The following is a 13,675-nucleotide window of genomic DNA, read 5'->3' as shown; positions in this document are numbered from 1 at the left end:
GGGATGTCATGGCGGATCATGCGAACAGGCGCACGCGCAATGCGCTGAAGATTACACTGTATAATAACAGAATGTCGCCGTGTGCCCAAAAAGTGCGCATCGTCCTTGCGGAAAAGGCTCTTGCTTATGAAATGCAGGATATCGACCTGCCCGGAAAAGAGAACTTGCAACCCTGGTATCTCAAGCTCAATCCGGCGGGCGTGGTGCCGACGTTGGTGGACGGGGACCATGTTCTACGGGAATCATCACTGATCTGCGAATATCTTGACGAAGCCTATGTTGGTGCAGTTTCACTGCGGCCGGACGCGCCGCATCTTCGGGCTGAAATCCGATTGTGGATGAAACATGTCGATAATAGCCTGCATCCGTCATGTGGGGCGTTGCAATGGCCATTGGCGATGCGACCGCGGCTTTTGGAGATGGACCGGGACGAAGCACTTGCGCTGATAGATCAGGTGGTCGAAGCCCCTCGCAGGGAGCGTCAAAAGCGACTTTTCGACCAAGGGCTTGATGCGCCTGATGTCAGGAATGCAGTTGGCGTTTATTGTCAGACGATTGATCAGATGGAACGGGCCTTGCAGGATCGCGATTGGTTGATCGGTGACCACCTTAGCCTCGCTGATATCGTGACCGCGCCGTATTTCCAGACGCTTTTGCAATATGGCTGGACTGAGCTTTATGCAGGAACTCACCCACGCGTCGCCGATTGGATTGACCGATTGCAGGGTCGCGACAGTTGGACGACTGCAATCAAGGCAGATCTCGACGCCGAAGCCCGGGCACATCTGCGCGGAATTGGTGCCAAGGCGTGGCCCACAATCCAATCTCACATGGCCGATAGAAGCGCATTCTGAAGCATCTGCCGAGATCGAGCAGGGGCGTTGGCTCCACGGACTGCAACGTGTTCATCCAAAATCCGACATGTTAAGTTACTTCGCCACTCTGTGAGTTCCTCAACAAATTCAATTAAATCAATCGCCGTCAACTTAAAAACGGTTTTGAGTTGACAAAACGATTTTAAATTAATAAAAACGTTTTTAAATTGGCAAAACGATTTTACTTAAAGATGATCAAGGAAGTTGGTTCGGCGTTGCGCGGGGCTTTGATCAAGTTACGGAGATGACATGCTGGATAATGAGGCCCTCACGGAACACAGGCTGTTTATTGACGGCGAGTATCGATCCGCCCTTTCGGGGCGCATGTTTGATAAGGTGTCGCCTGCTACGGGTAAGGTAATTGCTCAGGTGCATGAGGCGGGCCGCGAGGATGTGGACCATGCTGTTCGTGCCGCAAAGGCTGCGCTGAATGGTCCTTGGGGCTGTATGACGGTGGCAGAACGGGCGGGCATCCTGCAGCGCGTATCGCAGGGCATCAATGATCGCTTTGAAGAGTTTCTGGCGGCCGAAGTGGCCGACACCGGCAAGCCTTCCAGTCTAGCGAGGATGGTTGATATTCCACGCGGCGGGGCGAATTTTTCCACCTTCGCTGATATGATCAAGAACCTCGGTTCGGAGTTCTTCGAGACCGATACTCCCGATGGCGGCAAGGCGATCAACTATGGTGTGCATCGACCCAAAGGGGTTATCGCAGTCATCAGCCCTTGGAATCTGCCGCTTTTGTTGATGACATGGAAAGTTGGACCCGCTTTGGCATTGGGCAATACGGTGGTTGTCAAACCGTCCGAGGAAACACCGCACACAACGACTCTTTTGGGCCAGGTCATGAATGACGCGGGCGTGCCGAAAGGGGTCTACAATGTCATCCACGGGTTTGGCCCAGAATCAGCCGGTGAAATGCTGACGCAACATCCGCTTGTCAACGGGATCACCTTTACTGGTGAGACCACGACCGGCGAAGCGATCATGAAGCAGGCCGCCGTTGGCCTGCGGGATATTTCGTTAGAGCTCGGCGGGAAAAACGCCGCGATTATCTTTGCGGATGCCGATCTGGACAAAGCCGTCGCAGGCACGATGCAGTCCGTGTTTTCCAATTGCGGTCAGGTTTGTCTGGGAACCGAGCGTGTCTATGTTGAACGCGCGATCTTTGACGAATTCGTGGCCCGACTTAGAAATGGTGCTGAAGCCATGGTTCTGGGCGGACCGGACCATCCGGGCGTGAATATGGGGCCGCTGATTTCTGCGGAACACCGCAAGAAGGTGCTGTCCTACTACGAACTGGCCAAGCAGGAAAACGCGACGATCGTGACAGGGGGCGGCGTGCCGACTTTCGATGATGCGCGTGATAGTGGACATTTCGTAGAGCCGACGATCTGGACCGGGTTGCCCGAAACCAGCCGCCTTGTTCGCGAAGAGATTTTCGGCCCGTGCTGCCATGTCAGCCCGTTCGATTCTGAAGACGAGGTGATCGCGAAGGTCAATGACGATGACTACGGCCTCGCAAGTGTGATCTGGACGCAGGACCTTTCCCGCGCACACCGGTTCGCACCGAAAATTGAAGTGGGCCTTGTGTGGGTGAATTCCTGGTTCTTGCGCGACCTTCGCACCGCTTTTGGTGGCTCTAAAAAGTCAGGCATTGGGCGTGAAGGCGGTGTGCATTCGCTAGAGTTCTATTCAGAGCGCGCAAACATCTGCGTGAAGCTTTAAGGGGAGAATTGACGATGGCTGACAAGATTGAAACCACAGCAAAAGCTCTGATTGCAGCAGAACGCGACCGTGCGGTTGTTGCACCGATTGCTGCAGATTTCGGCGACAAAGCCGATATCGATACGGCCTATGCAGTTCAGGAAGAAGTGACAAAAGCCGCAATCGCGCAGGGGCGGCGGCTTGTCGGGCGCAAAATTGGCCTGACGTCTAGAGCAGTTCAGGCACAGATGGGCGTCGATCAACCTGACTACGGGATGCTGTTTGCGGACATGGAATATGCTGATGGCGGCATCATTCCAGCTGGTGCGCTGATTCAGCCGAAAGTAGAAGCAGAAATTGCCTTTGTTCTGGGGCGCGACCTAACGCGCGAGGATGTGACAACCGCTGAACTGATGGGCGCGATTGATTATGCGCTGCCCGCCATTGAAATCGTCGACAGTCGCATCCAGGATTGGAAAATCGGCATCTTCGACACGATTGCAGATAACGCATCGTCGGGGCTCTATGTGCTCGGGTCGCGACCGGTACGCCTTGCTGATTTTGATCTACGGCTCTGCGGGATGGTGATGGAACGGATGGGGCAACCTGTCAGCTTCGGGGTCGGTGCGGCCTGCATGGGCAACCCGCTGATCGCATCGCTCTGGCTCGCACGACGCATGGCAAGAGTTGGTCGCCCGCTGATGGCGGGTAATGTGATCCTGTCCGGTGCGTTGGGGCCAATGGTTGCGGCCGCTCCGGGCGACACGTTCCGCGTTTCAATCAATGGCCTCGGAGAGGTGACCACTCATTTCGCAAAGGGAGAAAGCGCATGACATTCAAAGTTGCGATAATCGGATCGGGCAATATTGGCACGGACCTCATGATGAAAATCCTCAAGGGCTCGGACGAGCTTGAGATGGGCGCGATGGTCGGGATCGACGCAGCGAGCGACGGGCTGAAACGCGCGGCTGACCTTGGCGTGCCCAGCACCCATGAAGGGCTGGACGGTTTACGCGCACTACCGAATTACAAAGATATTTCCATCGTAATGGATGCGACCTCGGCTGGCGCACATATGAAGCACCATCCAGTGCTGGTGGCCGATGGCAAGCAGATCATTGATCTGACGCCTGCGGCTATTGGGCCTTTCGTTGTGCCGTCCGTAAACCTTAATGAAAACCGCGGTGAAAGCGCGCTGAATATGGTGACTTGCGGAGGGCAGGCGACGATCCCGATGGTTCACGCTGTGCGCCGTGCAACGGACCGTCTGATCTACGCCGAGATAGTTGCATCAGTCTCTTCGCTTTCAGCAGGGCCGGGAACGCGGGCGAATATTGACGAGTTCACCCAGACCACCAGCCGCGCCATTGAAAAAGTCGGCGGAGCGGAGCGGGGCAAGGCGATTATCATCCTTAACCCCGCTGATCCACCAATGTTGATGCGTGATTCAGTCTTTACCCTGAGCCAGGGCGGCGACGAAGGCGCTATCCGCGAAAGCGTGTTACGGATGGTGCAAGAGGTGCAACGCTATGTCCCTGGATATCGGTTGAAACAGGATGTGCAGTTCGAGACCATTAGCGACAATGCACCGCTGAACGTGCCGGGCATCGGGCGGGTTTCGGGGCTAAAAACGTCGATCTTCATCGAGGTCGAAGGTAATGCCGACTACTTCCCGTCCTATGCGGGCAATCTCGACATTATGACCTCAGCAGCGAAGGCGGCTGCAGAAAACTGGGCGAGAGCCCATAACGTGGAGGCGGCGTAAAATGGCGATCCCCAACAAAGAGAAGATCTACGTTCAAGACGTGACGATGCGTGACGGGATGCACGCCTTACGCCACCAGATGAGCCTTGACGATGTGGCGACAATCGCAGGCGCGCTTGATCGGGCGGGTGTCGATGCACTGGAAGTTACGCATGGGGACGGGCTTTCGGGGTCGTCGTTCAACTACGGGTTTGGCAGTCATTCCGATCTCGACTGGATTGGTGCGGCGGCGGAGGCTGTGAAAACGGCCCGCATCACGGTGCTTTTGGTGCCCGGTATCGGTCTGGCTGATGATCTGAAGGACGCTTATGGCGCTGGTGCCCGATCAGTTCGGATTGCCACCCATTGCACAGAGGCTGATGTATCACGCCAACACATCCGTGTGGCCCGTGACCTAGGATATGACACGGCCTGTTTCTTGATGATGGCGCATATGACGTCGCCCGAAGCCTTGGTCGCACAGGCGCTGTTGATGGAAAGCTATGGTGCGGAATGCGTCTATGTCGTGGACAGTGCGGGTGCAATGCTGCCTGCCGATGTGACCGCGCGCGTGACTGCACTGCGCGAAAATCTGAAGCCCGAGACCGAAGTCGGCATTCACACCCATGAAAACCTGCACCACGGCGTTGCCAATGCGGTGGCCGGTATTCGGTCCGGGGCAGTCCGGGTCGATGGTTCGCTTGCTGGACTTGGGGCAGGGGCCGGAAACGCCCCGATAGAAGCCATGATCGCGGTTTTTGACCGCCTTGGCATAGAGACTGGATGCGACTTTGCGCAGCTTTCGGCGACAGCCGATGACATCGTGCGCCCGCTTATGGATCGCCCTGTGCGCGTGGACCGCGAAAGCCTGATGCTAGGCTATGCGGGCGTCTATTCGTCGTTCCTGCGCCATGCAGAAAAGGCGGCCTCAGACTACGACATTCCGACTTCGGATATTCTGGTCGAGTTGGGCAAACGAAAAATGATTGGCGGTCAGGAAGATATGATTGTCGATGTAGCTCTGGACCTTGTCACTGCGCGAAAGGCTGCATCATGATGAACGCTCTTCCAGTAATAGCAAAGCGGCTTGATGATGCCAACCGGTCTGCCACGGCGACCCACCAGTTGTCGGATGACCAGCATGTCGATGCGGCCACAGGTTACGCTATTCAAGCAATGGGGATCGAGCTGCGTCAGCAGCGTGGTGAGCGCATTGTCGGCGTCAAGATGGGCCTGACCAGTCGTGCCAAAATGGAACAGGTGGGTGTAGACGAAGTCACTTGGGGGCGTCTGACCGACGCGATGCGCCGCGAAGAAGGTGGCACGCTTGTTCGGACCGACTTTATCCATCCGCGCGCCGAGCCCGAGATCGCTTTTGTTCTTAATCGTCGTCTGACTGGAGAGGTCAGCATGGCAGAGGCAGCGCTTGCAATCGAAGCGGTCACGCCTGCGATTGAGATCATCGACTCCCGATATGAGAACTTCAAGTTTTCGCTGGGTGATGTTGTGGCTGACAATTCTTCGTCCGCTGCGTTCTTCATCGGCTCTTATGCGCGTCCCGATGTCGATATCACTAATCTGGGCATGGTTCTTTCCATTGATGGAATGCCGCGTGAGGTGGGTTCATCTGCTGCAATTCTGGGCCATCCGCTGCGCGCGCTTGTTGCGGCTGCGCGAATGACGGCACGAGCGGGCCATGTGCTTGAACCAGGCGATATCGTACTTGCCGGTGCCGCAACTGCAGCCGTCCCGTTGACGCCCGGAATGCAGGTCGAAGTCGAAGTTCAAGACATCGGTCGTGTCAGATTTGACGTTTCCTAAAGGAGAAATGACATGCCACTCGTCGAAATCACGATCATTGAAGGGCGCACCAGCTCGCAAAAATCAGACCTCATCACGCAGGTAACGGATGCAGTGGAAAACGCAATCTCTGCCCCGCGTAAAGCCATCCGTGTCGCGATCCGTGAACTGCCTGCCGAACACTGGGCTATCGGAGGCGTATCCATCGCTGAAATTCGCGCAGCACAGGCCGAAAAGAAAGCGCCGACATATCCGTTACCGGCCCAATCAAGGGGCAACGACGACCAGACGTCAAAAGATGCGGGAGGGCATTGGAAGTGACAGAGAACCCAGAAATCGGCAGCCAGATTTCGATCAACGGTATCAAGACGAATTATCATGATATCGGGGAGGGCCGTCCGGTCTTTTTCATTCACGGGTCAGGGCCAGGTGTGTCATCCTGGGCCAACTGGCGGCTGAATCTCGCGCCGATTGCTGCCCACGGGGTCCGGTGTATTGCACTGGATATGGCGGGTTTCGGCTATACTGACGCGCCCGAAGGATTGCAGTTTCCCCGCGATGCTTGGGTCAATCATTTTGCCGCATTCGTCGACAGCCAGGCGCAAGACAAGATTGCCATTATCGGCAATTCTTTTGGCGGCGCGATTGCGTTGGCCTATGCGATCCGGTTTCCCGAGCGGGTTGATCGATTGGTCCTAATGGGCGCTGTCGGGCTGGATTTTCCGCTCACGAAGGAACTTGATCAGGTTTGGGGACATGTTCCGACTGTGGAAAACATGGTGGAGCTATTGAAGATCTTCGCCTTCGACCCGTCGCTTGTGAACGACGACCTTGCAGAACTGCGCCACCGCGCTGCGATGCGTCCGGGCGTGATGGAAGCTTATTCGTCCATGTTCGCAGAACCACGTCAGGACGCCCTGAGCGCCCTTGCATCGCGCGAGGAGGATGTCGCGCGAGTGAGAGTTCCGACTTTGATCGTTCACGGTCAGGACGATCGGGTGATCCCGGTCGATGTTTCCAAACGGCTGTTCGGGCTACTTGCGAATTCGGAACTGCATCTTTTCCGCAATTGCGGACACTGGACACAAATCGAGAAAGCCGACCGTTTCAACGGGATCGTCGGTGATTTTTTGGACTGATTGCAATCCGCTGGAATGCCGGCGCCAGAACAACGACGAATTCTCCAGGTCCTTGCGGCTGGCGGATTACCAAAAGAAGGAGGCAACATGTCTGTGAATTATAACAATACGGCGGCCGGAGAGACGATCAGTCTTGCGGCCGTGTCGAAAACCTACATGACCGCAAAAGGGCCTCTGCCCGTGTTGCGCGATATCGACCTTGAGGTCAAAGCGGGTGAATTCGTTTCGTTCGTCGGACCATCCGGATGTGGCAAATCCACTTTGCTAAAAATCATCGCCGGTCTCGTCAGCTATGACACCGGCAATGTATCCGTCGGCGGTGAGGCACCGCGTGAAGGACGCGAAGATATCGGTTTCATGCTACAACAATCGGTTCTGATGCCTTGGCTGAACGTCAGCAAGAATGTGGAACTGCCCTTTGCAATTTCGGGCCGCCGCGATGGCAACACTGCGAAACGGGTGGCGGACCTTCTAGAGCTGGTCAGCCTTACTCCTGTTGCAAAGCTCAATCCTTGGGAATTGTCGGGCGGCATGCAGCAACGCGTTGCGCTTGCGCGGGCGTTGGCGCTTGATCCGGGCATCATGCTGATGGACGAGCCATTCTCGGCACTTGACGAATTCAAGCGCGAATTTCTGAACATCGAAGTGGCACAGATGGCCGATAAGCTTGGCAAGACCACATTACTGGTGACGCACTCTATTGGCGAGGCCGTCTTGATGTCGGACCGTATCATCGCGCTGGGCGCCAATCCGGGACGGGTTGTCGGCGATATCAAGGTTGATCTCGAACGTCCGCGTCGCGCCGACATGGTCGGCAGCGACCGCTACCAACAGCTCAGCAACGAAGTTCGCGCCGCGCTGGCGTCGGACTTGGAAGGAGAAAAGCAATGACAAAATCGGTTTTGTATCGGGTCGGGTTGCCGACCTTAGTGGGGATCTCGATCATCGGACTCTGGCAGTTGATGAGCGCTCTTGGAGCGATAAACCCGATTATGATTCCGTCGCCGTGGGATATCTCGGTGGGTTTCAGTGAACTCGTGACGCGTGGATACTTCTGGCAGGCAACATGGGTTACTTTGCAAGAAACGCTTTACGGGTTTGCAATTGGTGTATCATTGGGGCTGATCATCGGTGCGCTAACAGGAACCTTTCCGATGTTTCGCACCGCTATCTACCCATTCGTAATTGCATTTCAAAACACGCCTCGCGTGGCGCTGGCACCGATCTTTCTGACGTGGTTCGGGTTCGGCATTACTTCCAAGGTCGTCATGGCTGCCGTGATCTGCTTCTTTCCTGTGGTGATCAATACGGTCGCCGGTATGGCAAGCGTTGGTGACAATGCCAAAATGCTGTTCCGGTCTTTGGGTGCCAGCCGCGCTCAGATGTTTTTTCGCCTTACCTTGCCGGGCGCGTCCGCTGTGGCTTTTGCGGGGATCAAGACCGCGCTCACACTGGCATTGCTCGGTGCGATTGTTGCCGAGTTTGTCGGCGGATCTGTCGGACTTGGCGTCTTGATCAAGGAACTGAATTTCCAACTGGAAGTGGCAAAAGGTTTTGCTGTGGTCCTGTTTTTGGCTGTGATCGGCCTTGTTCTTTACGGGCTGATTGAATTGCTTGAGCGGTTTTTGATCACCTGGAAACACGATTGATTGCTCTAGGTTGGAGACCGATCATGATTAGTAATTAAGGGAGAAGACAATGATGAAACTCATTCGAAACGACAACACGACGGCGATTTTGCCGCAATCATCGCAAAAAAGGGAGAAAACTATGAAACAACTATTCAAGAAGGCCGGTGTCTTAGCAATTGGGGCCATGGCGCTGCAGATTGGGACAGCGGACGTGGCTGTCGCACAGGATTTGGCTCCGGTGGAAGTATTACTTCCAATTCCTGAAGGCTTTGCATTCACACCGCTCATCGTCGCGCGCGAGTTGGGATACTTCGCCGATGAAGGCATCACTGTCTCAACGGTGGTCGCTGACGGGTCCGGTTATCTTTCGCAACAGATCGTTGCGGGGAATAGCGAATTTGCACTTATGGGCGCGGCAGATGCCGTCGTCGCGTTTAACCGGCGCGATGATATTCGGGTTCTTTTCTGCAATCAGGTCAAGAACGTCTATCGTATCGTTGCACGCGCCGATACCGGCATCACATCGATGTCAGGTCTGGAAGGCAAGGTGCTTGGCTATACCGAACCCGGTGGCGGCGAAAGCCAGCTCGTCGCGGCGGCGATCGCCGAGGCAGGCTTGGTCGTCAATCAGACGATCACTGTTCTCCCGATTGGCCCGGCAGGTCCGCAGTCGCTGATCGCTTTGCAAGAAGATACTGTGCAGGCCTACAGCTCGAGCTTTCCGGACGTCGCCGTACTGGCTGCATCGGGTATCGAATGGGTCGACATTACACCTGAAACCTACTCGAACGTTCCGGGCGCCTGCATGGTAACATCTGAAGAAGTTCTTTCCACAGAGGAAGGGATGAGCACTGCTACAGCTCTGACAACCGCATGGGTCGAAGGCCAATACTACGCTATCGAAAACTCACAGGCGGCATTTGACCTTGTCTGTGAAACCATCGAGTCGGCGTGCGAAAACCAGGTTGTGGCCGAAGCATTTTATGCCGAAGCTATGAACCTCATTACGCCTCCCGAGGGTCAACGCCCAGGCGAACTCAAGCTTTCGTCTTGGCAGACCGTTGTGGAAATCCTTGCGTCAAGCGACACTGTTTCCGCAGATCTTGATGTTGCGCCATTGATCTCGGGCGAGAACGTGCAGGCGGTGATTGACGCGGCCTACGCCGACCGTTAACTCCACTGTTTTCTGCTGCAGAGAGTAACGGTATTTGAATGCTAAGAAGAGCGCCCCGACTATATAGGTCGGGGCGCTTTGCGTCATACGGAGGCAATTCGACTGCCCTAAAGCGCACCCTCACAGCATTGTCGAAAATTAGTAATGTGGACTCACCGCCGTCATTAGAAAAGTAGCAGCATTTTGGGGTTCTACCCCTCAATGAACGGCAGCTTTTACGAGGGCCGTATGAGAGCCCGTGCAAACGAAGTGAAGGGCCGGTTTCCGCCCACATCTGCCCTAACTCTATTTCATCATTTTCTCAATCTCTTTGGATACGTTCTCGGCGGCTCCTGCCAAGGTTGATCCGTCAAGATGCGCATATCTTTGGGTCGAATGCGGCGACTTATGTCCCAACAGTTGACCTGTTACTGGCATGGACTCGCCAGAAAGAATGGCATGTGATGCGTAAGTATGTCTCAAGTCATGAATGCGGAAGTCGGGCGCTAAACCTGCAAAGCTCTTGATCGTGAGCCAAGCTTGATCAATGCATTCGAGGTGACCACTTTCTGACTGATCCGACGGGAACACGAAACGCGAATGATTGCCGTATTTGAGCGCCCTGAGAAGCTTTTGTGCTTGTCGGTTGAGCGGCACTTCTCGCGGACCTTGTTTGGCGTCATTAAGTAGAATTTTGCTCGGTTTAACCTCCTTCCATGTGAGACCAAGTATCTCGCCACGTCTGCAAGCTGTAAGCAGCATCAGCTTCAGCGGATCTGCCGCTGGTGCGCATCGAATGGGTGGACGTTCTAACACTTCCCAAAGCGCCTTGAGCTGTTCGGAATTCAGCATTGTCCCGCGTGGTAAAGTTTTGTTGCGTTTGATTGGCGAGGCAGGGTTTTTTAGTTCAAATTGGATGTGACCATTTCGTTTCCCCCAATTGTACATCGTGGTGAAGTGGCCAATGGCTTGATTAGCTCCACCCGAACGCTGTTTAGAATAATTATAGAACCAGTCCGCCACCATAGGCGTTGTAATCTTGCTGATCTCCTTGTTTCCAAAGGCAGGGATGAGCTGGCTGCGCAGATAGTCTTTGAATGGCCCTCGTGCAGACTTCTTGTATTTGGAGAGCTTGATATCGACAAACAACGCGGCAAGTTCCGCAAACCGAATTGTGGTTTCTGCCCTTGGCAGAACTACTTCGACGCCAGATTTGCGCAAGTGATGTGCTTGGCGTGCTTGCTTGGGTGAAAGATCAGGATACTTGCCCAACGTTATGCGGCGCGTTTTGCCATTTTGTCTTTCCCACATTACCCAAGACATCGAACCACCGGGTTGAATGCGCAGGGCAAGTTGATCGGACTGGGCATCAAATAGTGTGTATTCTTTTGCTTGTGGAACGAGGTTGTCCAATAGGTGAGGGGTCAACAGAGTGAGCGTCTTCATTTTGCCGCCCTCCGCTGATTGTTCTTCCTCCATAATCGGAGCTCTTGGCGAAAGGTCTGAGGACTTAGACCTTCCAGTTTGCAGAACTGATCAAGCTTCTGCTTGGATTTAATAAACCTCATAAACACTGAATGTCGCCCTAAAGTCTTGCGGGCAATGGTGGGCTCTTGGGACGGTGACTTTTGACCGAATGTACGCTCTAAATGCTTGCCAACCCGATCACCAGCTTCGCGAACAGTTTTCTTGTTCAGATGCGCATATGCGGCCGTGGTTTCTGGATCAGTATGCCCAAGCAGCCCGCCAATGACCTTGAGGTCATAGTCCATATTTACGGCAACGGACGCAAAGCTGTGGCGTAGATCGTGCAGCCTGAACTTTGGTCTGGTGAGTTTGTTTCTTACTTCCTTCCAAAGTCGAGTTAGGTCCCTTTCAAACTCGTTTGCAAACTTGTTTGACTGGCTGCCAGCAAATATGTGTGATCCGGTTTTGGGCAATGTCTTGAGAATTTTTCGTGCTGGATCGCCGAGCCAGATTGTTTTTGGCCCGGTTTTACTGTCGGGCAGAGCGATGCGATCTAATTCCAACTGAGACCACTGAGCAGATTTTGCTTCTCCCTTGCGACAGCCTGTAAACATGAGGAACTTCACAAAGGCGACCTGCATGGGAAACTGGTCTTCGAAGCAATGTAGGGCCTTTGCCAACTTCGCATAGCCATTGTCATCCAAATACTCGGCGTTGAACTCGCTCTGACGTTTGCGCATGTAACGGCACGGATTGCTGTGTGATGGCCGGATGCCGGTAATCTCCGCGTGCTGCATGATCGTTGAAAGGATAGAGAGGATGCGATTGCGTGTTGCTGGTGCCCTATCGATTTGATGATACCAGACGACGACGTCTTGATGCTCAATTTCGACTACAGCTTTCCCCCCGAAGTGAGGAATGATGTGACTTCTGATCGCACTTTTGTTCGTCTTGAAGGACCCTGCCTTCCAGCGTCCAATGCAATCTTCTAAACAAATGTTGGCAAAGTCTTCTATGCTCACTAATGGATTTGAACGAGCGTATGTTTGCTGAAGCTGATCCAAAGTTTGCTGTGCCAGAACTCGAGCCTGGTAAATTGATATGCCGTCTTCAGAACCAAGCGTTCGTCTTTTGGTTTTTCCATCAACGCGAGTTTGAACAATCCACGTGTTTTTGCCATCTCGTGTTCGAAGCCCGAGTGGTCTGACATGATCATCCCACACAATAGCGTCCCGGGAAGTTGTGTGGTGACGTGTTTTAATAACAGCAGAAGAGGCCGATAATTTGGACATAGTTTTACTCCTTGCTTTCAGGAAAAAATCCACGCAGTTCCTTGGAAAGCACCCAGGAAAAACGGGGAAGCAGGGAGGAGGAGGGTCGTTCAAACGCCGCAATGGCTTTGATTGGACCAATACTTCCAACTAGATCAACATCTTACCACAATCACATTTTGTTCCAAAATCGGACAAAGTCCTCAAAAAGACTACACACGGAACGCAGCTCCCCTGCAAGGCAAGTAAGCCATTGAAAACAATGGTAAAAACAGTGGTTTCGATGCGAATTTGGTGGCGAGTAAGATTTTGTCATATATTTCAATAGGTTATGTAGTGTCTGGGCAAAGTGACCAGCGATTTTGGAAGCGACTGGGCAAAATGACCGGAGAGTTTTTGGCGTGCTGGGCAAAATGACCAGAGGGACGCAGGGGGGATACGGGTGGAATGAAGCAGCACTAATCGCGCTCCAATTCGTCATCATCCAATTCAGCTTCCTTCTCATCCGCAATTGGACTCTTTGACATCTCTTGCTCTTCAAATTTCCTTTGAATGATGTTCAATCCAGGAGTGTCCTGATCAGGCTCTTCGACAGTCTTAGCGACGAGCAATTGAGACATCTCTGCAAGCTCTGTCATGGCTGCTTCTAAGTCTCCGTCCACACCTGCTACAGAAGAGATCAACATGCTTTGCATGATAGAAATAGCGTTAGCTACCGCACGTTGGTTTGAATTGATGGCCAACATGTGAGTGTTGAACAACTCTTCCACTTGGTCGGCAACGTTTGAAGCATTGCCTACTGGCACCTCCGTGTCCGGCGTCAGTATTTGATAGACAGATTGGTGTTGTTGCGTAAGAGATGGTTTTTGGTTCATCGTAGCCCCTATG

14 protein-coding genes are annotated in these 13,675 nt (G+C 53.8%); 11 read left to right on the top strand and 3 right to left on the bottom strand.

The features are described 5' to 3' along the window. Nucleotides 1–8: 8 nt before the first annotated feature. The 11 genes from O4H47_RS17370 (at nt 9) to O4H47_RS17320 (ending at nt 10,070) form a co-directional block, all read left to right on the top strand. Nucleotides 9–854 carry a glutathione S-transferase family protein gene (locus O4H47_RS17370; RefSeq protein ID WP_269395285.1) on the top strand — a complete coding sequence of 282 codons (846 nt, stop codon included), beginning with the start codon at nt 9–11 and terminating at the stop codon, nt 852–854. 270 nt (nt 855–1,124) lie between these two features. Beyond that, nucleotides 1,125–2,603, top strand: coding sequence for a 2-hydroxymuconic semialdehyde dehydrogenase (locus O4H47_RS17365; RefSeq protein WP_269395284.1), 1,479 nt, complete (start codon nt 1,125–1,127; stop codon nt 2,601–2,603). Nucleotides 2,604–2,617: 14 nt separating this feature from the next. Next, nucleotides 2,618–3,415, top strand: a complete 798-nt coding sequence (locus O4H47_RS17360; RefSeq protein ID WP_269395283.1) for a 2-keto-4-pentenoate hydratase — start codon at nt 2,618–2,620, stop codon at nt 3,413–3,415. After that, complete coding sequence (locus O4H47_RS17355) at nt 3,412–4,347, top strand: acetaldehyde dehydrogenase (acetylating) (protein WP_269395282.1); 936 nt, start codon at nt 3,412–3,414, stop codon at nt 4,345–4,347. The genes O4H47_RS17360 and O4H47_RS17355 overlap by 4 nt, the downstream gene beginning before the upstream one ends. A gap of 1 nt (nt 4,348) precedes the next feature. Beyond that, on the top strand, nt 4,349–5,383 hold the full coding sequence (dmpG, locus tag O4H47_RS17350; protein ID WP_269395281.1) for a 4-hydroxy-2-oxovalerate aldolase: 1,035 nt from the start codon (nt 4,349–4,351) through the stop codon (nt 5,381–5,383). After that, nucleotides 5,380–6,147 carry a 2-keto-4-pentenoate hydratase gene (locus O4H47_RS17345; protein WP_269395280.1) on the top strand — a complete coding sequence of 256 codons (768 nt, stop codon included), beginning with the start codon at nt 5,380–5,382 and terminating at the stop codon, nt 6,145–6,147. The genes dmpG and O4H47_RS17345 overlap by 4 nt, the downstream gene beginning before the upstream one ends. 12 nt (nt 6,148–6,159) lie before the next feature. Further along, a complete protein-coding gene (locus O4H47_RS17340) occupies nt 6,160–6,447 on the top strand; it encodes a 2-hydroxymuconate tautomerase (protein ID WP_269395279.1) in 288 nt (95 codons plus the stop codon). Continuing rightward, entirely contained in the window at nt 6,444–7,265 is an 822-nt protein-coding gene (locus tag O4H47_RS17335; RefSeq protein WP_269395278.1) for an alpha/beta fold hydrolase, read from the top strand. The genes O4H47_RS17340 and O4H47_RS17335 overlap by 4 nt, the downstream gene beginning before the upstream one ends. Nucleotides 7,266–7,352: 87 nt before the next feature. After that, a complete protein-coding gene (locus O4H47_RS17330) occupies nt 7,353–8,156 on the top strand; it encodes an ABC transporter ATP-binding protein (protein ID WP_269395277.1) in 804 nt (267 codons plus the stop codon). Then, entirely contained in the window at nt 8,153–8,914 is a 762-nt protein-coding gene (locus O4H47_RS17325) for an ABC transporter permease (protein ID WP_269395276.1), read from the top strand. The genes O4H47_RS17330 and O4H47_RS17325 overlap by 4 nt, the downstream gene beginning before the upstream one ends. Nucleotides 8,915–8,963: 49 nt before the next feature. Continuing rightward, a complete protein-coding gene (locus O4H47_RS17320; RefSeq protein ID WP_269395275.1) occupies nt 8,964–10,070 on the top strand; it encodes an ABC transporter substrate-binding protein in 1,107 nt (368 codons plus the stop codon). 285 nt (nt 10,071–10,355) lie between these two features. Here the strand turns inward: O4H47_RS17320 and O4H47_RS17315 are convergent, their stop codons facing one another. From O4H47_RS17315 to O4H47_RS17305, 3 genes are all read right to left on the bottom strand, one after another. Further along, nucleotides 10,356–11,495 carry a tyrosine-type recombinase/integrase gene (locus O4H47_RS17315; protein ID WP_269395274.1) on the bottom strand — a complete coding sequence of 380 codons (1,140 nt, stop codon included), beginning with the start codon at nt 11,493–11,495 and terminating at the stop codon, nt 10,356–10,358. Next, on the bottom strand, nt 11,492–12,841 hold the full coding sequence (locus O4H47_RS17310; protein WP_269395273.1) for a tyrosine-type recombinase/integrase: 1,350 nt from the start codon (nt 12,839–12,841) through the stop codon (nt 11,492–11,494). Before O4H47_RS17310 ends, O4H47_RS17315 begins: the two co-directional genes overlap by 4 nt. Nucleotides 12,842–13,245: 404 nt before the next feature. Further along, nucleotides 13,246–13,675 (bottom strand): hypothetical protein (locus O4H47_RS17305; RefSeq protein ID WP_269395272.1); only part of this gene is annotated, 430 nt, incomplete at its 5' end.

The organism is Maritalea porphyrae (assembly GCF_027213965.1).
Taxonomy (GTDB): Bacteria; Pseudomonadota; Alphaproteobacteria; order Rhizobiales; family Devosiaceae; genus Maritalea; species Maritalea porphyrae_A.
This window is presented reverse-complemented; position numbering and strand designations above follow the sequence as displayed.